At 68.6% G+C, this 20,309-nt stretch carries 17 protein-coding genes; 10 read left to right on the top strand and 7 right to left on the bottom strand.

Annotation, left to right across the window (positions count from 1 at the left end):
* Positions 1-27: 27 nt before the first annotated feature.
* Together D000_RS0103000 and D000_RS0102995 are read left to right on the top strand one after the other, a co-directional pair.
* Positions 28-1,509, top strand: coding sequence for an AMP nucleosidase (locus D000_RS0103000; protein ID WP_026279728.1), 1,482 nt, complete (start codon positions 28-30; stop codon positions 1,507-1,509).
* 532 nt (positions 1,510-2,041) lie between these two features.
* Positions 2,042-2,416, top strand: a complete 375-nt coding sequence (locus tag D000_RS0102995) for a hypothetical protein (protein WP_018872073.1) — start codon at positions 2,042-2,044, stop codon at positions 2,414-2,416.
* A gap of 240 nt (positions 2,417-2,656) precedes the next feature.
* On the opposite strand, the gene ispG is transcribed toward D000_RS0102995, so the two are convergent.
* From ispG to D000_RS0102980, 3 genes are all read right to left on the bottom strand, one after another.
* Positions 2,657-3,883, bottom strand: a complete 1,227-nt coding sequence (ispG, locus tag D000_RS0102990; protein WP_018872072.1) for a flavodoxin-dependent (E)-4-hydroxy-3-methylbut-2-enyl-diphosphate synthase — start codon at positions 3,881-3,883, stop codon at positions 2,657-2,659.
* 255 nt (positions 3,884-4,138) lie between these two features.
* On the bottom strand, positions 4,139-5,251 hold the full coding sequence (locus D000_RS0102985) for a hypothetical protein (protein WP_018872071.1): 1,113 nt from the start codon (positions 5,249-5,251) through the stop codon (positions 4,139-4,141).
* 30 nt (positions 5,252-5,281) lie between these two features.
* On the bottom strand, positions 5,282-6,079 hold the full coding sequence (locus D000_RS0102980) for a hypothetical protein (protein ID WP_369772916.1): 798 nt from the start codon (positions 6,077-6,079) through the stop codon (positions 5,282-5,284).
* A 235-nt stretch (positions 6,080-6,314) separates the two neighbouring features.
* Here D000_RS0102980 and D000_RS0102975 point away from each other — a divergent pair, with 235 nt between their 5' ends.
* A complete protein-coding gene (locus D000_RS0102975) occupies positions 6,315-6,932 on the top strand; it encodes a TIGR02281 family clan AA aspartic protease (RefSeq protein ID WP_196800588.1) in 618 nt (205 codons plus the stop codon).
* A gap of 156 nt (positions 6,933-7,088) precedes the next feature.
* Entirely contained in the window at positions 7,089-8,411 is a 1,323-nt protein-coding gene (locus tag D000_RS0102970; RefSeq protein ID WP_018872068.1) for an MFS transporter, read from the top strand.
* A 204-nt stretch (positions 8,412-8,615) separates the two neighbouring features.
* Here the strand turns inward: D000_RS0102970 and D000_RS0102965 are convergent, their stop codons facing one another.
* Both D000_RS0102965 and D000_RS0102960 read right to left on the bottom strand, forming a co-directional pair.
* Positions 8,616-11,798 carry an efflux RND transporter permease subunit gene (locus D000_RS0102965; RefSeq protein WP_018872067.1) on the bottom strand — a complete coding sequence of 1,061 codons (3,183 nt, stop codon included), beginning with the start codon at positions 11,796-11,798 and terminating at the stop codon, positions 8,616-8,618.
* A complete protein-coding gene (locus D000_RS0102960) occupies positions 11,795-13,051 on the bottom strand; it encodes an efflux RND transporter periplasmic adaptor subunit (protein WP_018872066.1) in 1,257 nt (418 codons plus the stop codon). The genes D000_RS0102965 and D000_RS0102960 overlap by 4 nt, the downstream gene beginning before the upstream one ends.
* Positions 13,052-13,332: 281 nt before the next feature.
* On the opposite strand from D000_RS0102960, the gene D000_RS0102955 reads away from it, so the two are divergent.
* On the top strand, positions 13,333-13,905 hold the full coding sequence (locus D000_RS0102955; RefSeq protein ID WP_018872065.1) for a copper chaperone PCu(A)C: 573 nt from the start codon (positions 13,333-13,335) through the stop codon (positions 13,903-13,905).
* 23 nt (positions 13,906-13,928) lie between these two features.
* Here D000_RS0102955 and D000_RS0102950 read toward each other — a convergent pair whose 3' ends face one another.
* Positions 13,929-14,792, bottom strand: a complete 864-nt coding sequence (locus D000_RS0102950) for a peptidylprolyl isomerase (RefSeq protein WP_018872064.1) — start codon at positions 14,790-14,792, stop codon at positions 13,929-13,931.
* Positions 14,792-15,088, bottom strand: a complete 297-nt coding sequence (locus D000_RS0102945; RefSeq protein WP_018872063.1) for a YciI family protein — start codon at positions 15,086-15,088, stop codon at positions 14,792-14,794. Before D000_RS0102945 ends, D000_RS0102950 begins: the two co-directional genes overlap by 1 nt.
* Before the next feature lie 153 nt (positions 15,089-15,241).
* Between D000_RS0102945 and D000_RS0102940 the strand changes: the two genes are divergently transcribed.
* From D000_RS0102940 to scpB, 5 genes are read left to right on the top strand one after another with little or no spacing between them, the layout of a single operon-like run.
* Positions 15,242-15,856, top strand: a complete 615-nt coding sequence (locus D000_RS0102940; RefSeq protein WP_026279725.1) for an L-threonylcarbamoyladenylate synthase — start codon at positions 15,242-15,244, stop codon at positions 15,854-15,856.
* 59 nt (positions 15,857-15,915) lie between these two features.
* Positions 15,916-17,283 carry a DUF945 family protein gene (locus tag D000_RS0102935; RefSeq protein WP_026279724.1) on the top strand — a complete coding sequence of 456 codons (1,368 nt, stop codon included), beginning with the start codon at positions 15,916-15,918 and terminating at the stop codon, positions 17,281-17,283.
* A gap of 54 nt (positions 17,284-17,337) precedes the next feature.
* A complete protein-coding gene (locus D000_RS0102930) occupies positions 17,338-18,558 on the top strand; it encodes a tryptophan--tRNA ligase (protein WP_018872060.1) in 1,221 nt (406 codons plus the stop codon).
* 9 nt (positions 18,559-18,567) lie between these two features.
* On the top strand, positions 18,568-19,434 hold the full coding sequence (locus D000_RS0102925; protein ID WP_018872059.1) for a ScpA family protein: 867 nt from the start codon (positions 18,568-18,570) through the stop codon (positions 19,432-19,434).
* Entirely contained in the window at positions 19,431-20,105 is a 675-nt protein-coding gene (gene scpB / locus D000_RS0102920; RefSeq protein ID WP_018872058.1) for an SMC-Scp complex subunit ScpB, read from the top strand. The genes D000_RS0102925 and scpB overlap by 4 nt, the downstream gene beginning before the upstream one ends.
* The last annotated feature ends 204 nt before the right edge of the window (positions 20,106-20,309 follow it).

Genomic DNA, 20,309 nt, shown 5'->3' with positions numbered 1-20,309 from the left:
ACTGGCCAAACAGAAAGGAGAATCCGGATGACGCCGAACAGATTGCCTCCAATTCGGACCCCTGCGGTGCCCGAGTTTCGCTCTTTTACGGATGCCGACCAGGCGGTCGCCTGTCTCGAAGAGCTCTACACGGACGCAACACAATTTCTTGTCGAAGCATTTCAAGGTGTTTCCAGAGGTGAGCCGCCGGCTGCCCGTTTCAGGGCTTGCTATCCGGAAATCCGTTTTTCCACCGCGCGCTTTGATCTAATCGATGCGCGCCTGAGCTTCGGTCACGTGACGGAACCGGGTACTTACACAACCACGGTGACCCGCCCGGATCTTTTCAGAGATTACCTGTATCAGCAGATCACGTTGCTGATGCAGAACCATGGTGTCCCGGTCAGCGTGGGTCCCTCCACCACGCCGATACCCCTGCAATTTGCCATGGCCGGGAGGGGTGAGGTGAAGCCGCCGGAGCATGACGGGCAGGAGCGCTCGCTGCGCGACAATTTCGATGTGCCGGATCTGACTACCATGAATGACGAAGCGGCCAACGGCGATGCCGTGGCGCGCGAGGATGGCTCCCTGCCGCTGGCCCTGTTCAGCGCGCAGCGGGTGGATTACTCGCTGGCGCGGATTGCGCATTACACGGGCACTGCGCCCGAGCATTTCCAGAACCACGTCCTGTTCACCAATTACCAGTTCTACATGGACGAGTTCGAGGCCTTCGCCCGCGCACAGCTGCGCGATCCCGACAACGGCTACAGTGCGCTGGTGGCGCCGGGGGACGTCGTAATCACCGACCCCGACGCGCCGATCCCCGCTCGGACCCGTTCGCCGCAGATGCCGGCCTTCCATCTGCAGCGACCGGGTTGCGCGGGAGTCACGCTGGTCAATATCGGCGTGGGGCCATCGAATGCGAAGACCGCCACCGACCACATCGCCGTCCTGCGTCCGCGTGCCTGGCTGATGGTCGGCCATTGCGCCGGGCTGCGCAGCTCCCAGGCACTGGGGGATTTCGTACTCGCCCATGCCTATGTGCGCGAGGACCACGTGCTGGATGCTGATCTGCCCGTATGGGTCCCGATCCCGGCGCTGGCCGAGATTCAGATTGCGCTGCAGGATGCCGTGGCGGAGATCACGCAACTCGAAGGCTATGACCTCAAGCGGATCATGCGCACCGGCACGGTCGCCAGCATCGACAACCGGAACTGGGAGTTGCGGGAGCAGTCCGGCCCGGTGAGGCGACTCAGCCAGTCCCGCGCCATCGCTCTGGATATGGAAAGCGCCACCATCGCGGCCAACGGCTTTAGGTTTCGTGTGCCCTACGGAACGCTGCTGTGCGTCTCCGACAAGCCGCTCCATGGTGAACTGAAACTGCCGGGCATGGCGTCGAGCTTTTACCGAACACAGGTGTCCCGCCACCTGGAGATCGGGATTCGCGCGATGGAGTTGCTGCGCGAGATGCCCATCGAGGAGATCCACAGCCGCAAGCTGCGTTCCTTCAACGAAACGGCTTTTCTGTAGCACCAGGAAGAGGCGTAAAGCCGTCTGGTCGGGCCATCGTTCGGTATAGCCGACGCATGGCTGCCAGGCAAATGTTGGTCCGTGTTTTCCCGTGGCACGCCGGGCATGTGTGGTTTTTCTGAAATTCCGACGCAGGAGGGGTTTCAGGTAAAGGCAGCCGCAGATATAGTTTTGCGTGTTCTCGGTTTGCGCCGGGGGCACTTCCGAAGCATCAGAGGCCATTGCATCAATGGAAAGTGACAGTAGTCGATCTAAACACGTGAAGGCCGGTGATGGCCTGAAGCGGTTTTGTCGCCTGTCGCGTCAGGAAGCACCGGGGACTCGGGTCATCTAGCCGCCCGCCCTTCACTGCCTCTTGCGCGCCGCGACATCCCCGATGGCACGCAAGTGGGTACGTACCTGTATTCCTCGCCACCGTTCAACCGTTTCATTCCCGCCACCGTCCTTCACGTTTCTGTTCCGCATGTTGAGTGCGGCCGTGTTGTTGCTGCGCGTCATGTTTGACGCCAGCTCATTGGCGAGGAGAAACGCGATGAACCCGATCTACGCAGAACACCTGAACAACAACCATTTTCCCGGGATGGATGCGGGCGCGGTGGCCCCCATCCTCTGGCGTGATGAGCGTCCGGATGCGGCGCTGGAGGTCGTAAGCCGTGCGCTGCAGGGGGGCGAGCCCGGCACTGCGCGGCTGCGCCTGATGCGGCTCACGGAGGATGCCCAGGCCCATGTAGTGCGGCAGCTGCCGGCAGAGGACGTCGGCCGCCTGGCGCGGGGGCTGAGTAACTACGCGCTGGCGCGGATCTGCGAACGCCTGCCGCAGTCGGGTGTGCGGGAGATCCTTGAGGCCATCCCGCCGTTCAAGCGGCAGGGCGTGGAAATGATCCTCGCGCACCGATGCAATCGCTGAGGGGCAATTGCCCCCGGGGCCATGCGGTCACGAGATACGGCTGTGTTGGTACCCCAGGTGTTCCGAGACCAGACGGGTGGTACAGCCCGTTGGGGCGGGTCAACCCGTTTGACTGACGCGCGCCGCAATGCGGATGCGGGACACCTGGGGTGCCAACGCCATACGGCGCCGTCGAAGCAGCGCCGTGGGCGCTGAAAATATTCGGGTGCCACTCAAAGTGACGAAGGCGTGGAGCAGGCGTCAGGCGGTCTGGCCGTAGCGGCGTTCGATGTAGGCCTCGACGCGGGCCTGGAATTCCTCGGCGATGCGTTCGCCCTTGAGCGTCACGGTCTTCTCGCCGTCCTCGTAGACCGGGGCCACCGGCTGCTCGCCGGTGCCGGGAAGGGAGATGCCGATGTTGGCGTGCTTGCTCTCGCCGGGCCCGTTCACCACGCAGCCCATTACCGCGACGGTCATCTCCTCCACGCCCGGGTACTGCCGCTTCCAACTCGGCATCTGCTGGCGGATGTAGGACTGGATGTCCTGTGCCAGGTGCTGAAAGTACTCGCTGGAGGTGCGCCCGCAGCCGGGGCAGGCCACGACTGACGGCAGGAAGCTGCGCAGCCCCATGCTCTGCAGGATCTCCTGGGCGACCAGTACTTCCTTGGTACGGTCGCCGCCGGGCTCCGGGGTCAGCGAGATGCGGATGGTGTCGCCGATGCCCTGCTGCAGCAGCACGGCCAGCGCGGCGGTGGAGGCGACGATGCCCTTCGCGCCCATGCCGGCCTCGGTCAGCCCGAGGTGCAGCGGGTAGTCGCAGCGAGCGGCCAGGTCCTGGTAGACGCTGATCAGCGGCTGCACGCCGCTGACCTTGGCCGAGAGGATGATGCGGTCGTGGGCCAGACCGATGCGCTCGGCCTCGGCGGCGCTCTCCAGCGCCGAGGTGATCAGCGCCTCCTGCATCACCGCCTCGGGCGCGGCCGGCTCGGCGCGCTGGCTGTTCTCGTCCATCATCCGCGCGAGCAGGGCCTGGTCCAGGCTGCCCCAGTTCACGCCGATGCGCACCGGCTTCTCAAAACGGATCGCGGTCTCGATCATCGCGGCGTACTGGGCGTCGCGCTTCGAGCCGCGGCCGACATTCCCGGGATTGATGCGCAGCTTGGCCAGCGCCTCGGCGCACTCCGGGTACTTGGTCAGCAGCTTGTGCCCGTTGAAGTGGAAGTCCCCGACCAGCGGGACCTCCAGCCCCATGGCCTCCAGCCGCTCGCGGATCTCCGGCACCGCCTTTGCCGCATCCTCGGAGTTCACCGTAATGCGCACGACCTCGGAGCCGGCGCGCGCCAGTTCCGCCACCTGCACGGCGGTGCGCAGGGCATCGGCGGTGTCGGTGTTGGTCATTGACTGCACCATCACCGGGTGATCGCCACCGACGGTGACGTGGCCGATGCGAACGGGGACGGTCTTGCGGCGGGTGGGGGTCGTGTTCATGTTGAGCTACGCGGGGCGGGAAAACGGTGCGCGGAGTGTAACGCAGCCCGGCGCGACTGCCGAGACGCCGCTTTCGTGCCGGGGTTGGTCCGTGCCCTGGTGAGCGGGTGTCCCGGGCGTTGGGGCCGGCGTCGGGGTGGAGCTGGCGGTGGAGATCCCGGCTCTTCGCTGCGCTGCGGCCGGGATGACGAGCGGGGGCTTCGGCCGGGGGGGCGTGGTGGACGTGCCTCGGGGTGTCGATGCGGGGCGTTGCGCTCAGCGCTCCGGGTTCGAGGTCCAGGGCTGGAAGGTGCGTTCCAGGCTGGCGCGGCTGGCCGCGTGGCGGGCCTCCACGCGCGCGGCGATGGCCTGGTGTAGTGCCTCGCGGGTCTCGGCCTCCAGTGCGTCCAGGGCCTCGTGCAGGGCCTGTTCGAGGTCGTCGCGATGGCGTGCCGCGTCCAGGCGCAGTAGCAGCCAGTCGGTCCCCACGATGGCAACCCCGGCGGCGGCGACCCCGCAGCCCAGCGAGAACGGTCCGCTCCAGGTACACAGGCTGGCGCCCAGGGCCCCGGCGCGTCCCGCGCGGCCCAGACTGCGGGCCACGCCGGCCTGCGTGGCGCGCGCCGCCAGCCGGGCCTGCAGCGCGCGGGCAATCAGCGGGGTCGCGAGTCCGGTGCCGGCGGCGGCCGTCGCGGCCAGGCTGGTGCGCTGGTCGAAGCGTTCCATGTCTATGTCCAGCGCCGCATGCAGGCGGTGCCCGAGGTCGATCTCCCGGGTCGTGGTCGCCGCCGCTGCGGGGGGCGGGTTCGGGATGCGGGCATCCGTCAGGTGGGCGGCCAGCTCGAGGCGCCACTGATCCCGGACCTGACGCTGCTGCTCGTCCAGTCCCCATTCCACGCGGGTGGCCAGCTCCTGCAGCGGGGATTCCCACAGTGCCTCGGGCAGCAGATGCTCGCGCAGCATGCGGGCCTGAGGATCGGGTTCGGCATCCGGATCGGGCTCGCTCAGCCACTGCGTGCCGCGCAGCCACAGGCGGGCATATTCCGCGCGCAGGGAGAAGTGCGCCTCCGCCACCGCGGGGACCCGCGCGTGCAGGGCCGCAAAGCGGCTCTCGAGTTCCGCATCCACCTGCGCCTGCCAGTGTTCCTGTGCCGCGCGGTCACCGGCCTGCAGCCACTCCAGGGTGTAGCGTTCGAGAGTGCTGAGGCGTTCGCGGTCGAGCTGGTAGCGCTGTTCGCCCAGCTGCAGGGTCAGGGGCGGTTCGGGCTGCCAGCTGTGCGGCGGGTAATGGCTGGCGAGCCACAGCAGCGCCAGGCTGGCCAGCAGGGTCAGCAGCAGCCAGACACCGGCGCGGAGTGTGCCGGTCGCGGGAGCGGGGGCTGCGGACAACGCCACGGTCGCCGGTACCTTCGCCCCGGGCTATTCGATGACCGGCGCGTGGCGCGGGTCGCCCAGGGCATCGTCCGCCGCGCGCAGTGGCAGCAGACCGTTGGCCAGCAGCAGGAAGCCGACAGCCAGGAAGGCCTGTTCGGCCAGTACCAGCAGCCAGCCGAGTAGGGCCGGCAGTGACTGCACACCCTGCGGGAACCACTGCTGGCCCAGCCACAGGCGCACGGCATCCTGGGCGGCGGCGAGTTGCAGCCCGGTCTCCAGCAGGAGGCTGCGCGCGCCTTCGTGCTGGACCAGGAACCAGACCGCCTGTTCCAGGCTGGCACCGGTCAGGTCGGGATAGCGCGCCTGCAGGGCCAGTAGCATCAGGGCGACGATCAGCAGTGCCCCGGCGACCCACAGGGCTGCGCGGCGGGCCAGCTCCGGGGCGAAGTCGGGGTGGGCGTGTCCGCGCAGCCAGCGCATGAACAGGGCATCGCCGGCCACCAGCACGAAGCCGGCGACGAGCAGTGCGGCCCAGGCCTCCGGTGTCGGGACCCGGGCCAGCGCGATCAGCATCAGCCCGCCCAGCAGCATGCCGGCAAGCAGGTGGCGCAGGGCCATCAGCGGTCCGCCGCGCAGGCGCCGGGGCCAGAGGCTGGTGGGCTCCAGATAGCCGCGCAGGAAGGCGGCGCGGCGAATGCGATGGCGCCGGAAGCCCCCGAGCGCGATGGTCAGGGTCACGCCGACCCACAGCAGGATCACGGCCGCCTCCGGCAGGATGCGCAGGTACATGTGCATCAGCCACAGCCCGATCACCAGCAGGGTTACGGTGAAGGCATGCCGCAGTGCGACATGGCGGGTGGGGGTCGAACCGGACGGAGAGGTGGGCGACGACGAGGACACGTTGGCTCCGGGGCACTGGGTACGTCCCGATGGTAGCAGGCGCCGGGGCCAACCCGGGTTTTATGGCGGTGTTCCGGTTCTGTTCAGCGGGAACCGCTATAACGAATCTATGGCCTGCACATCCTATTCCTGCCACATCAATGTCCGGTCGCGGCGCCGCCTCGGGCCAGCGCTGCTTATGGCCCTGTTGTGGCTGCCGCCGGCGGCGCTGGCGGAGGCGGACCTGCGCCTGCACGCGGTATTTGGCGATCGGGCGGTGCTGTCGGTGGATGGCGAGCGTGGCGTGGTCGCGCCCGGCGAGACCGGTCCGGGCGGGGTGAGGGTACTGCGCACTAGCCCGGGGGCGGCCCTGGTGGAATACCGCGGCGAGCGTCACGAACTGCGCGTGCGCCCGGCGACGGCCGGGGCGGCGGCGCCGTCCGCGGGTGGGGCCGAGTTGCGGGTGCACCGTGATTCGCGCGGCGACCATGCGGTCACCGCGGGCGTGAATGGCACGGCCATTACGCTGGTGGTGGACCGGGATGCGGATTCGGTACTGCTGCGCGCGGCCGATGCCGAGCGCGCCGGGATCGACCCGGGTGCGGGGCGGTCGGTGCGTATCCAGCGCGAGCACGGGTATGTGCATGGCCAGCGCGTGCGCATCGAGCGCCTGCAGGTCGGCGGCCTGCGCCAGACCGGGGTGACTGCGATCGTTTTGCCCGACGCGGCGTTGCCGCGCTCGCGTCTGGGGCGCAGCTTTCTGGAACATTTCGAGGTCGTGGCGGATGGCGATGCACTCGTGATCCGCGAGCGGTAACGCCACGGCGGTCCGGCTCGCTGCCGGGTCCGGGCGCTCGACGCGGGAGAGCGCTCGAAGGCGCTGCGTTCCCACCGCGCGCAGCCGGTCCCTGCCAAACCCGACAGGCTCCCAGTGCGTTAGCATGTGGGCCGTCATGGATCCGGGAACCCCTGCATGCCGCTGATTCGGCGCCACCCCGAGGACGCCCCCGCCGCGCGCCGCGAGATCTTTGGCTGGGCGATGTTCGACTTCGCCAACCAGGCCTACACGCTGCTGATCATCACGGTGATCTTCGGCGATCTGTTCACCCGCATCATCGTCGGGGATGCACCGGACTATCGCCTGGGCAATCTGCTGTGGAGCCTGGCGCTGGCAATCAGCTATGCCATGGTGGTGATCGCGGCCCCGTTCGCCGGGGCGGTGATGGATGCAACGGCCTCGCGCAAGCGCTTCCTTATGGCCTCGTGGATCCTGACGGTGGTGACGACGGGGCTTTTGTATTTCGTCGAGCCGGGGCTGGTGCTGTTCGGCATGGCGCTGATCATCGCCTCCAACTTCGGCTACGCGATCGGCGAATCCTTCATCGCCAGCTTCCTGCCGAGCCTCGGGCCGCCGGAGAAGCTCGGCTGGATCTCGGGGCTGGGCTGGGGTATGGGCTATATCGGCGGGCTGATCGCCACCGCCTTTGCCCTGGGCCTGCTGGGCGAGGTCAGCGCCGAGAACTTCGAGCGTATCCGCTGGGTGGGGCCGTTCGCCGCGGTGTTCTTCCTGATCTCGGCAATCCCGACCTTCCTGTTCCTGAAGGAGCGCGGCACGCGCCGACGCATGCGTCGGCGGCTGCAGCTGGGCCTGGGCTGGCGGCGGGTGCGCGCGGCGCTGGTCACGCTGGGGCAGCGCCGCGAGTTGCGTGCGCTGTATGTGTCCATCTTCTTCATGATGGCCGGGATCTACATCATCATCTCCTTCACCTTTATCTACGGCTCGCAGGTGATCCAGTGGGACGAGCCGGTGCGCATCGCGATGTTCGTGATCACCCAGGTCACCGCGATCATCGGGGCCATCGGTTTCGGCTTCCTGCAGGACCGTGCCGGGCCGGTGCGGATCTATCGGCTGACCCTGGCGCTGTGGGCGCTGGCGGTCGTGGCGATCTTCGGCACCACGACCATCGCGCAGTGGCTGAGCGCACTGCTGGGTCGGCCGGTGGAGGCGCAGATGGTGTTCCTCGGCGTGGGGATCGTCGCCGGGCTGTGCCTGGGTTCGGCACAGTCGGCTGGCCGCGCGCTGGTCGGGATGATGGTGCCGGTGCGCGAGGCCGGGCGCTGGTTCGGGTTCTGGGCCCTGTCGGCGCGCGCGGCCGCGATCTTCGGACTGGCCGGGATCGGGCTGCTGCAGGTCTGGCTGGGGCTGGCCAATGCCATCCTGTTCTGCCTGTTCCTGTTCCTGGCCGCGCTGCTCGCCTCCATCCCCATCCACCTCGCCGACCGCTCCCACCGCTGAGGGTGAAGGTCAAAGCGGTCTACAGGAAGATGTGAAGACAGGAAGAGGGATTGGGTTTGGCCGTAGATGGTGTGGCTGGGGTGTGGGACTGTCAGGGTGCTAGCGAGATCCCGCTGTCCACACCCAAATCATCCTTCCCATCTTCGAACTTTCCTGTAAATCGCTCTTGATCTGGCCCCCTTAGCGGTGGGCCACATGCAAATGTTAGTCAGAGGCGTGGTGGGTGAGGGTGGCGCCGCGGTCGAAGCGGCCTTCGTACAGGCGCAGCAGGGCGGGGATCACGAATAGTACCAGCACGGTGGCGATGGCCAGGCCGAACACGATGGAGATGGCCATCGGGATCAGGAACTGGGCCTGGACCGAGCGCTCGAACAGCAGCGGGGTCAGGCCGGCGATGGTAGTCACCGAAGTCAGGATCACCGCGCGCAGGCGCTGGCAGGCGGCCTCGACGATCGCCTCCTGCAGGGCCAGGCCGGCCTCGCGCAGGCCCTGGTAGAAGCTGACCAGGATGATCGAGTTGTTGACCACGATCCCGGTCAGGCCGAACAGCCCGAACAGCGACAGGATGGTCAGCTCCACGTTGAGGATCCAGTGGCCCAGCAGGGCGCCGAGGATGCCGAACGGGATGATCGCCATCACGATCAGCGGCCAGCCCCAGGACCCGAACACCCAGGCCAGGGTGATGTACATCAGCCCAAGCGCCAGGACCAGGCCGGTGCGCATGTCGGCGAAGGTCTCGGCCTGGTCGGCCGCGCGCCCCTCGAACGAGTATTCGATGCCGTGGCGCGCCGCGAGGTCGTCCAGCGGGCCGTCTTCCAGTGCCGCACGGATGCGCGCGGCGTTGTTCACGCTGCGGTCGACCTCGGTGGAGACCTGGATCGCCAGACGGGTGTCGGCATGGCGCAGGGTCTCGAAGCCCTGGCGCGAGCGCAGGTCCACCACGCTGCCCAGCGGCACGAATTCGCCGCTGGGCAGGCGCAGGTTCAGGCGCTCCAGGCTCTCGCTGGAATGGCGCTCGGCATCCGGCAGGCGCACGCGCACCTCGACCTCTTCCAGCCCGTCCTGGTAGAGCTGGGCCAGGTGGCCATCGTAGGCATCGCGCAGCTGGGCGCCGACCGATTCGGTGGTCAGGCCCAGGGCGCGGCCCTCCGGTTTGACCTGGAACACCAGTTGCTCGCGACCGAACGGCGTGTCGTCATTGGTGGCGAAGGTGCCCGCAAAGTCATCAAAGAGCTCCGCCAGGTCGAGGGCGGCGTTCTTCAATGCGTGCGGGTCATCGCCGGTCAGGCGCACCTCCAGGTCGCGTCCGGGCGGCCCGGTCTGGCGCTCGTCGATGCTGAAGTTCTCGATGCCCGGGGCCTGGCGCACGCGGTCCTCCCAGGCCTGGATGAACTCGCGGTTACGCACTTCGCGCTGTTCGGGCGAGACCAGCTCCACCTGGATGTTGCCGAACTGGTCGCCGCGCGGGGCGTTGCCGTCGCCGGGATCGATGCCGCGGCCGAGCCGGGTGACGGAGGCGCGCACCAGGTCGCCGCCCAGGGCCTCCTCGGTCTCGGCCAGGGCCTCCTCGACGTGGATCAGGAAGGCCTCGACCCGCTCCGGCGGTGTGCCGGCGACAAAGTTGACCCCGGCGTTGACGATGGTGCCCTCGGGCGACGGGAAGAAGGTGAAGCCGATGCGTCCGCTGGCGGCCAGACCGATGGCGAGGATCAGCGCGCCGACCGCCAGCGCCAGGGTGGTGCCCGAGTGGTTGACCGACACGGTGACCGCGCGGCGGAAGGCGCCATTGCGGAAGGTCTCGAAGCCGTTGTCGAAGCGCTCGCGCAGGCTGCCGGCGCGGGGTGGCTGGAGCCGGTGCATCACACCCTTCAGGTGCGCCGGCAGGATCAGGAAGGCGATCAGGAGCGTGGCGACAATCACGCAGATCACCACCAGCGGGATGTCGAACAGGATGTTGCCGATGATGCCGCCGATCAGCATCAGCGGCAGGAAGGCGGCCACCGTGGTCAGAGAGGCGGCGATCACCGGCCCGACCATGCGGCGGGCGCCGTCGCGCGCGGCGCGGCTGGCCGAGAGCCCGCGCTGGTGCAGGCTGTAGGCGTGCTCGGACACCACGATCGCATTGTCGACGATGATCCCCAGCGACATGATGAAGCCAAACAGCGAGATCATGTTGATGGAGCCACCCACCACCCACAGCACCACGAACGCGGCGGTGAACGCGATCGGGATGCCCAGTGCCACGCGCAGGGCGATATGACGATTGAGGAAGAGGAACAGGATCCCGAGCACCAGCAGCAGGCCGCCCAAGCCGTTCTTCAGCAGCAGGGTGATGCGCTCGGACAGCAGCTCCCAGAAGGCGTCGGTCACCTGCAGCTCGACACCCGGGGGCAGGGCCGGGCGGGTCTGCGCCAGCCAGTCCTCCAGGACCTGGGCGGCCGCCAGCGAGTCGCCGGTCTCCGAGCGCAGCAGCTGCATCTCGATCGCGCGCTGGCCGTTGGCGCGGGCGCGCACCTGGCCGTCGCGGTGGCGCAGGTCGAGGGTGGCGATATCGCCCAGGGTCAGGCGCCCCAGTTCGCCGTCGCCGCGCAGGACCAGCCGCTCGAAGCTGACGATGTCGCGGGCCTGTTCCAGGCTGCGGATCTGGCGTGCGGTATCGTCGCGCCCGACCGAGCCGGCCGGCAGATCCTGGGCCATGGTCCGGATCTCTTCGCCGATGTCGGCCAGCGTCATGTCCAGGCGATAGAGTGTGGCGGAGGGGACCTGGATGGCCATCTCGTCGTCGGTCAGGCCGGTGAATTCGATGCGCGCAATGCCGGCATCCAGCAGCTCGCGCTCGAACTGGCGGGCGAGGACGCGCAGCTGCTGCGGGTCGTCGGGCCCGGTCAGCAGCAGGCGCGCGACGGGTTCATAGCGAATCACCCGGGTGACCACCGGGGTCTCGGCCGCCTCCGGCAGATTGCGCTGCTGGTTCACGCGGTCGTTGACCTGTTCCAGCGCCAGGGTCATGTCGGTCCCGGCCTCGAACTCCATGGTCACCACGCCGATGCCCAGCGCCGAGGTGGAGGTCATGTTGCGCAGGCCGTCCACCGTGCGCAGGTCCTGCTCCAGCGGGTCGACGATGGCGCGTTCGACATCCTCCGCGCTGGCCCCGGTCCAGGGCACTTCTACGGTGATGAAGTCGAGCTCGAAGCTGGGGAAGAACTGGGTGTTCAGCTTGGTCAGGGCAAAGGCCCCGGCCAGCAGCATCAGGGCGATCAGCAGGTTGGCCGCGAGGCGATGTTCCAGGAACAGCTGGATCGGGCCTCGGGGCGGCCGGTCGCTGTCCTGCGCGCCGCCCCCGGGCAGCGGGCGCTCGGGCGCGTTCGCGGGGCCGGTCTCGCTCATTCGCCGGAATCCCGGTTTTCGACCTCGACGCGCAGGCCGTCGACGGCGTTCGGCAGGCGGGTCGCGAGCAGGGTGTCGCCGGCGGCGATGTCGCGGCTGCGGATCAGGGCGCGGGTGTCGCCGTCGGCATCCACGACCTCGCCCAGGCGCTCGACCTGCAGGGATTCCAGGCGGCCGTCGACGATGCGGAACACCCGGTCGCGGCCGAACAGTGATTCAAACGGCACGACCAGGCTGTCCGGTTCCTCAGGCAGCAGCAGGCGCAGTTCGACAAAACGGTTCAGGGGCAGGCTATGGCCCCCGTCGCGTACCTCGAATACCCCGCGCACCCCGGCCTCGCCGGTCCGGGTCTCGCCCTCCAGTCGGGCCAGCTCGGTCTCGATACGCTGGCCGCCGACCTTGGCCGTGGCCGGGAGCCGGACCTCCTCGTGCAGCAGGGCCTCGACCTGCGCCAGTCGCTGTTCCGGTAGGCTGGCGCGGATCTCGAGGTCGTCGATGGCAAACAGGTTCAGCAGCAGGTCGCCGGGGCGGGCGCGTTCGCCGCTGGCCACCTCCACCGCGACGATGCGGGCATCGAAGGGTGCCCGGACGGTGGTGCGTTCGAGGTCGATGCGTGCCTGTTCCTCGGCGGCGCGGGCACGCGCCAGCCGCGCCTCGGCCTGGGCTCGGCGCATCGGGGAGTCGGCGACGGCCTGCTCGCGGTTGTCCACGGTAATGCTGGCCTGTTGCAGGCGCTCGCGGGCGGCATCCACGTCCGATTCGGAACCCAGGTTGCGTTCGCGCAGGTCACGGGCGCGTTCCAGGCCACGTTCGGCGATGGCCAGCAGGTCGCGCTCGCGTTGCAGGGCCTCGCGGTCGAAGCGGGCGCGCAGCGCCTCGCTTTCGACCGCGCCCTCGAGTTCGCGGCGCTCGGCCTCGCGCTGGTCCAGTTGCAGCCGGGCCTCGCGGGGGTCGATCCGGACCAGCGCGTCCCCCTGGGCGACCCGCTGCCCGGCGCGGGCCGGCACCGCCTCGATCTCGCCCTCGACCGCCGCGCGCAGACGGGCACTGCGAGCGGACTGTACACGGCCGTTCAGCACTACGGCGGGGCGATGGGCGCCGGGTTCGGCGGTCAGGCCCTGCACCGGCCAGCTGCGCTCGGCGGCATCGGGCGGCGGCGCCTCGGGACCGGTCGCGCGCAGCAGCACGAACCCCGCCACCGCCACGGCGATCACGAGGACAGGGACCAGGGTTCGACGAAGGGCGCTCGGCATGGATGTCTCGATTGTGGTTCATGCGGTCCGGTCAGGGCAGGGCCTGCCGGGTGGCCGGACGGGGGCTTGGAGCGAAGCCGCGGGAGGAGGTTCCACAGCCCGCCCATGGTATCACCGGTGGCGCTCGCCGCGGCCCGTACACGGTATCGGCCGGCATGCCGGTGCTGGTGGCAATATAAGCAAATGCTGGTTAATGTGCACACACCCGCGGGCCCTGTGCTGCGGCCCGAGGCGGCGGGGCAATTCGGCGTAGCAATTCCCTGAGCAATGAGGCGAACGACATGAAACAAGCCAAGCGCTTTCTGCACGGCCTGCTGGGCGGTGCCCTCCTCCTGGGGACGACCTCGGGATCGGTACTGGCGGCCGACCCGGAGATCTGCGAATGCCGTCCCGGCCTGGAGATGGAGGGCGTTCCGTGGGTGCGGCTGATGCCCGGCGACATGACCGGTGGCTATTTCGTGCTCCGCAACACGGGCGAACAGGACTACCGCATCGTGGCTGCCGAGGCCCCGATTTCGCGGGTGGTGGAGCTGCACGAGCATGCGCATGTGGATGGCGTGATGCGCATGCGCCAGGTCGACGGGCTGGACCTGCCGGCCGGGGAGACGCTGGTGCTCGAGCCGGGCGGGCTGCACCTGATGTTCATCGGGCTGGTGGAACCGCTGACCGCGGGCGAGTGGGTGCCCGTGGTGCTCGAGTTCGATGATGGCGAGAGCATGGTGATTCACGCGCGGGTTCAGCGCGGGGAAGGGGCCACCGACGGTCACCATGGCCATGACCGCCATGGTGACCACCACGGCGATTCGACGGGCGATCACATGCGAGATGGCGCCGGCGGGCACCACGTGCATTGAGGCCCGTGTGCCCGGTCGGGCGTCTACTGGTTGGTGGGCCGGGTCGGGATCTGGATGTCGGCGTCCTCGCGCAGTGCCTCCAGGTAGTCCTGAATGGCGCGGCTTTCGAGGATCTCGATCAGTTCGACCCGCACGTCGTCCAGCTCGGGCATTTCGATCTCGCGGGTCTCTTCCAGGCGGATCAGATGCCAGCCAAACGGGCTTTCCACCGGTTCGCGGGTGGTCTCGCCGGCCTCCAGGCGCGTGGCGGCCTCGCTGAATGACGGGACCATCTGTTCCGGGCTGAACCAGCCGAGGTCGCCGCCGCGGGCCGCGGACCCGGGATCGGTGGAATGCGCCGCGGCCAGCTCCGCGAAGTCCGCGCCCGCTTCCAGCTCCGCGAGCAGCTCCCGGGCCCGCTCGGCGTCGTCGACGAGGATGTGGCGGGCGCGGTATTCGGTGCCGCGCATGGCCTCGATCTGGCGTTCGTATTCTGCCTCGAGGTCGGCCTCGGTGATCTCCAGCTCGGCGGTGATGTCCTCCATCAGCCGCGAGGCCAGCAGGTTGGTTTCCACCATGCGCAGGATGCGCCGGGTCTCGGCGTCGCGATCCAGCCCGCGGGCCTCGGCCTCCTGGCGCAGCAGTTCGAGGCTGATGAGTTCCTCGAGCGTGCCGTCTGCGGAGGCAGCGCCGGCATCCTCGTCCATGCCGGAGTAGGTAAACAGGTCGGCCCGGGTGATGGGCTCGTTGTTGACCGTGGCGACGGTGTCCACGTCGCGGGTGTCGGCGCTGATGCTGTCCTCGGTGTCGGGTGCATCAAGGCCGTTGCCGCAGCCGCTCAGGAGGATCACGGCGGTAACGGCGGCCAGGCCCCAGTGCCGGCCCCGGTGGTGGATGGCGGCGCGCATCAAAACACCTGCTTGAACGGCCGCACATCCACGCGGGCGTAGACCCCGGCAGCCACGTAGGGGTCGGCATCCGCCCATGCGCGTGCCGCCTCCAGCGACGGGAATTCGGCAACGATCAGGCTGCCGGTGAACCCGGCCGGTCCGGGGTCGTCGCTGTCGATGGCAGGGCACGGGCCGGCCAGGATCAGGCGCCCGTCGTCGCGCAGGTTCTGCAGGCGGGCGAGGTGTTCCGGGCGCGCGGCCAGGCGCGCGTCCAGCGATTCCGGTACATCCTGGCCCTGGATCATGTACAGCATCGGCGTTCTCCTCGAGTTTCGCGCAGTGTAGGGAAACACTGATGAATTTACATGCGCGCGGCGCAGCGGGGCGGCCACCGTCACCGCGTGTTCTTATGGGCCGGCAGGCGGATGCGCTACACTGCGCGGCCCGTTTCCGTTTGCGCCGCGCCCATGCTTTCGATCCACCCCGACAACCCCCAGCCGAGGCTGATCCGTCAGGTCCTGGACCGACTCCAGGAAGGGGCGGTGATCGCGCTGCCGACGGATGCCTGCTATGCGCTGGCCTGCCTCCCGGGGGACAAGACCGGGGCGGATCGTATCCGGCGCATCCGCCAGGTCGACGATACCCACCACCTGACCCTGCTGTGCCGTGACCTCTCGGAACTGGGGGTCTACGCGAAGGTGGACAACACCGCGTTTCGTCTGATGAAGACCCTGACGCCCGGGCCCTATACCTTCATCCTGCCGGCCACGCGCGAGGTACCGCGGCGCCTGCAGCATCCGAAACGGCGCACGATCGGCCTGCGCGTGCCAGCAAGCCCGATCGTCTCGGCCCTGCTGCGGGAGCTGGGTTCGCCGCTGATGTCCGCGACCCTGCAGCTGCCGGAGGACGAGCACCCGCTGACCGAGCCCTGGGAGATCGACGATCGTCTGGGCCATGCCGTGGACCTGGTGGTCGATGGCGGGGCGGGGACGTTGGAGGCGACCAGTGTGCTGGATCTGACCGGCGCGGCGCCGGAGGTGGTCCGCCACGGTCTGGGCAACGTGGAATTCCTGGATGAATAGGTCGCGGCGCGGGCGCAGGCGACCGGTACTGGAGAGCGGCAGGGCCGCAGGGAGACGCAGTGCGTAAATGGATAATTCTTGCGGTGGTGCTGCTGGCCCTGGCCGCGGTCTGGCCGCTGGTGATCGGAACCCAAGTGCAGGGGACGCTGGCCGAGACCCATGAGGCGCGGCTGGGCGAGTTGCTCCTGCGCCACGAGATGCTCGAGTACGAACGTGGCTACCTGGGCGCGAGCGGGCGGAGCCGCCTGGTGCTGGAGGAGGACGGCGAGCGCATCGAGATCCCGCTGGTACACGAACTGCGCCACGGGGTACTCGGGGCGCGCGCCGATTCGCGCGTGGACCTGGACGGGCTGGCCACGCCGAGTGATGCGCTGGTGGATCACCTGCTGCGCTCGCTGGATCTCCGGGCCCATTCGCGGTCCGGACTCGGGGGCGGCGTGACCACGCGCATTGCGTTCGACGACCTGCGCATGGACCTGATGACCGTGCCCGAGGTCGCCGATCATGCGGCCACGGTCGGTGGGGCGCTGTGGCTTGAACTGGCGGCCGGGCAGGGACGCTTCGCCTGGTCGTCCGAGCAGATCCTGGTCAGTGCCGACCTGCCGCAACTGCGGGTGTCGGACGGTCGCTTTGACTGGGAGGCCCACGATGCCCGTTACGCCACCGTGTTCGAGGCCGATGCCGACGGCGTCTTCGGGCGTTTGCCGGACTACGAGGCGGGCCTCGCCGCCTCCGCGGTGGAGTTGCGGGAGGACGCGGCCACCCGCCTGCGGATCGAACGCCCGCGTGTGGATGCGTTCCAGCAGACGAGCAATGACCGTCTGGACTCGCGCCTGCGCCTGCAGGTGGATCATGCCCGCCTGGACGATGGCGAAGGCGATGCCCTGACCCTTGAGGCACTGGACCTGCAGCTGGGCGTCCTGCGCTGGGACCGGCCCAGCCTGCTGGCCCTGCTGGCGGAACTGGAATCGGTCGATACGCGCGGCATCGAGGGCGAGCAGCGCAATGCCCTGATCGGCGCGGCCATGATCGACGCACTGGCGGGCATGATCGAGCACCATCCGGCGATCGAGCTGAAGGCCTCGCTGAACGAAACGCCGGTGCGTCAGCTGGCACTGGAGGCCGAGTTGGGCCTGCGGGGCACAGCGCAGGCGTTTGCGACCCGACCGCTGGAGGCGCTGTTGCTGGACAGCGAGCTGCGGCTCGGGCTGGAATGGGTGGAGGAATTCGACGCGGCCTATCCGGATATCGACCTCGATGCCCAGTTGCATGCGCTGGCCGTGGACGGCTGGGTCCGGCGCGATGGCGAGGCCGGTTTCTGGCACGCCGCGGTGGAGATGAAGGATGGCCGCGTGAACATCAACGGCGTGGACCGCACCGCCATGCTGCTGGCAATGCTGTTCGCATTCTCCGGCGGTATGTTCTGAGATCACTGACCGGGCGCGCCTGCGCCCGTTTCCTGACAGGAAGGGATTGATTCCGTGAGCAGTAACCAGGGTACCAACCAGCGCGTGATTTCCGGCATGCGCCCCACCGGGCGCCTGCATCTGGGCCACTACCACGGTGTGCTGAAAAACTGGATCGAGCTGCAGCACAACTACGAGTGCTTCTTCTTCGTGGCCGACTGGCACGCGTTGACCACCCATTACGAGAACCCGGGTGACCTGCAGCAGCATGTGACCGAGATGGTGATCGACTGGCTGGCGGCAGGGGTGAGCCCGGGCTCGGCGACGCTGTTCGTACAGTCGCGTGTACCGGAGCATGCCGAGCTGCACCTGCTGCTGTCGATGATTACCCCGCTGGGCTGGCTGGAGCGTGTACCGACCTACAAGGACCAGCAGGAGCAGCTGCGCGAAAAGGACCTGGCGACCTACGGCTTCCTCGGCTATCCGGTACTGCAGAGCGCGGACGTGCTGGCCTATCGCGCCGGCATGGTCCCGGTGGGCGAGGATCAGGTGTCGCATCTCGAAGTCACGCGCGAGATCGCGCGGCGCTTCAACCACCTCTACGGGCGCGAGCCGGGCTTTGCCGAGAAGGCCGAGGCGGCTGCTGACAAGATGGGCAAGAAGGCCGCCAAGCGCTACCGCGACCTGCGCAAGCGCTACCAGGAGCAGGGCGAGGACGAGGCTCTGGAGGTGGCGCGGGCGATGCTCGAGTCGCAGCAGAACATCTCGCTGGGGGACCGCGAGCGCCTGTTCGGCTACCTCGAGGGGGGCGGCAAGATCATCCTGCCGGAACCGCAGGCTCGCCTGACCCCGGCCTCGAAGATGCCCGGCCTGGACGGGCGCAAGATGTCCAAGAGCTATGGCAACACCATCAGCCTGCGCACCGAGCCGGCCGAGGTGGAACAGCTGATCCGCACCATGCCCACCGATCCGGCCCGGGTGCGGCGCACCGACCCCGGCGATCCGGCCAAGTGCCCGGTGTGGGACTTGCACAAGGTCTACACCGGCGAAAGCCAGCGCGCGGAGCTGCATGCCGGCTGCACCACGGCCGGGATTGGCTGTATCGACTGCAAGCGCCCGCTGATCGAGGCGGTGCAGGCGGAACTGGAGCCGATCCAGCAGCGCGCGAAGGAATACGCCGAGGACCCGAACCTGGTGCGCTCCATCATCGTCGAGGGTTCCGAAGCGGCTCGCGAAGAGGCGCGCGAGACGCTTGAGGAAGTGCGCCGGGCGATGGGGCTGGACTACCTGCGATGAGCCAGTGGTATGGATCCGCGCGCTGAGTCGGAAGGCGATCTGGCGCTGCCCACGACCGCGGAGACCGGTGCGGACGGGGACGTGCTGTACCGCGTGCACGGGGAGCCGGTGGTGGAGCTCCCGGCTGATCTCTACATCCCGCCGGATGCCCTGGAGGTCTTTCTGGATTCCTTCGAGGGGCCGCTGGACCTGCTGCTGTACCTGATTCGGCGCCAGAACCTGGACATCCTCGCGATCCCGATTGCGGAGATCACTCGCCAGTACATGGCTTACATCGAGGTGATGCGCGCCCTGCGCCTCGAGCTTGCGGGCGAGTATCTGGTGATGGCCGCGCTGCTGGCGGAGATCAAGTCGCGCATGCTGCTGCCGCGCCCGCGTGAGGCGGAGTCGGATGACGACGCCGACCCGCGCATGGCGCTGATCCGCCAGCTGCAGGAGTACGAGCAGTTCAAGACTGCCGCCGAGCGCATCGATGCACTGCCGCGCATGGATCGCGACGTATATGCCGCCGGCGCCAGTGTGGAGGCCCTGGAGGGGCCGCCGCCTCCGGCACCGACCCTGGATGAATTGATGGAGGCGCTGGCGGCGGTCATGCATCGGGCCAGTCTGACCGCTCATCATCATGTCTCCACCGAGCAGCTGTCGGTACGCAGCCGCATGTCGGACATCCTCGAACGCCTGCACCCGGAACAATTCGTCGATTTCGTGGCCCTGCTGCTGAGCGCGGAAGGGCGTCAGGGTGTGGTCGTTTCGTTCCTCGCGATCCTGGAGCTGACCAAGGCGGGGCTGATCGAGTGGGGGCAAAGCGAACCGTACAGCCCCATCCAGCTGCGTCGGCGCGGCGCCGACACCACGGAGCGGGAGGCACCGGCGTGAGCGAGGGCCGCACGGTGGAGGCGGGTGTGGAGCAGCTGGGTGCCATCGAACTGGCGCTGGAAGCGGTGCTGTTTGCGGCCGCCGAGCCGGTACCCGCACGCGACCTGAAGGCGGCCTGTGCCGACCTGGGCGAGGTCGATCAGGCCCTGCTGGAGCGGGCGCTGGACCGGCTGGAAGCGCGCTACCGCGATCGCGCCATCGAGCTGGTGCGTTCCGCCGGTGGCTACCGCTTCCGTGTGCGCGCGCGTTTCTCCGCGACCGTACAGGCGGCCCAGCCGGAGCGTCCGGCGCGGTTGTCGCGGGCCCTGCTGGAGACGCTTGCCATCATCGCCTATCGCCAGCCCGTCACGCGTGCCGAGATCGAGGCAGTGCGCGGGGTGGCAGTGAGTTCCGGGATTATGCGCACCCTGCAGGAGCGCGAGTGGGTGCGCGTGGTGGGGCACAAGGAAGTCCCGGGGCGGCCCGCGTTGTACGCGACCACCCGCGGTTTTCTCGATGATCTGGGGCTGGCGCGGCTGGACGAGTTGCCGCCGCTGGAACAGATCCGCGATCTCGCGGACGTCGCCTCCGATGCCGGGCTCAGTCTGGGTCCGTCCGCTGACGATGAAGCGCCGGCTCCGGGGACCAGTCATCGCCTCGACTTCGACCGCGAACCGGACGCACGGGACTGAGCCGGCCTTCCCGGTAGCCGAATGGGTCGGCGGGCCCAGCCGGGCCTGCCGGCCTGACGGCCTGACAGCGGGCCGGCTGCGAGTCAGGCCGCGCGCTTTTCCGCTCCCGCGCTTGAGCGTTTGATTATCCCCGCGCGGCGCGGGGGCGACCGCAACAGGCGCCTCGATCTTCCCCCCGCGCTCGCGACGAGTGCCCGGGCCGGC

It is taken from the genome of Thioalkalivibrio sp. ALJ16 (genome assembly GCF_000377345.1).
GTDB lineage: Bacteria > Pseudomonadota > Gammaproteobacteria > Ectothiorhodospirales > Ectothiorhodospiraceae > Thioalkalivibrio.
This window is presented reverse-complemented; position numbering and strand designations above follow the sequence as displayed.

Coding starts and splice junctions, on each gene's coding strand:
- D000_RS0103000 (WP_026279728.1), top strand. CDS start 28: ATGACGCCGAACAGATTGCCTCCAATTCGGACCCCTGCGGTGCCCGAG.
- D000_RS0102955 (WP_018872065.1), top strand. CDS start 13,333: ATGAAACAAGCCAAGCGCTTTCTGCACGGCCTGCTGGGCGGTGCCCTC.
- D000_RS0102945 (WP_018872063.1), bottom strand. CDS start 15,088: ATGCTGTACATGATCCAGGGCCAGGATGTACCGGAATCGCTGGACGCG.
- D000_RS0102950 (WP_018872064.1), bottom strand. CDS start 14,792: ATGCGCGCCGCCATCCACCACCGGGGCCGGCACTGGGGCCTGGCCGCC.
- D000_RS0102975 (WP_196800588.1), top strand. CDS start 6,315: ATGGCCCTGTTGTGGCTGCCGCCGGCGGCGCTGGCGGAGGCGGACCTG.
- D000_RS0102965 (WP_018872067.1), bottom strand. CDS start 11,798: ATGAGCGAGACCGGCCCCGCGAACGCGCCCGAGCGCCCGCTGCCCGGG.
- D000_RS0102970 (WP_018872068.1), top strand. CDS start 7,089: ATGCCGCTGATTCGGCGCCACCCCGAGGACGCCCCCGCCGCGCGCCGC.
- D000_RS0102925 (WP_018872059.1), top strand. CDS start 18,568: ATGGATCCGCGCGCTGAGTCGGAAGGCGATCTGGCGCTGCCCACGACC.
- D000_RS0102940 (WP_026279725.1), top strand. CDS start 15,242: ATGCTTTCGATCCACCCCGACAACCCCCAGCCGAGGCTGATCCGTCAG.
- ispG (WP_018872072.1), bottom strand. CDS start 3,883: ATGAACACGACCCCCACCCGCCGCAAGACCGTCCCCGTTCGCATCGGC.
- D000_RS0102995 (WP_018872073.1), top strand. CDS start 2,042: ATGAACCCGATCTACGCAGAACACCTGAACAACAACCATTTTCCCGGG.
- D000_RS0102960 (WP_018872066.1), bottom strand. CDS start 13,051: ATGCCGAGCGCCCTTCGTCGAACCCTGGTCCCTGTCCTCGTGATCGCC.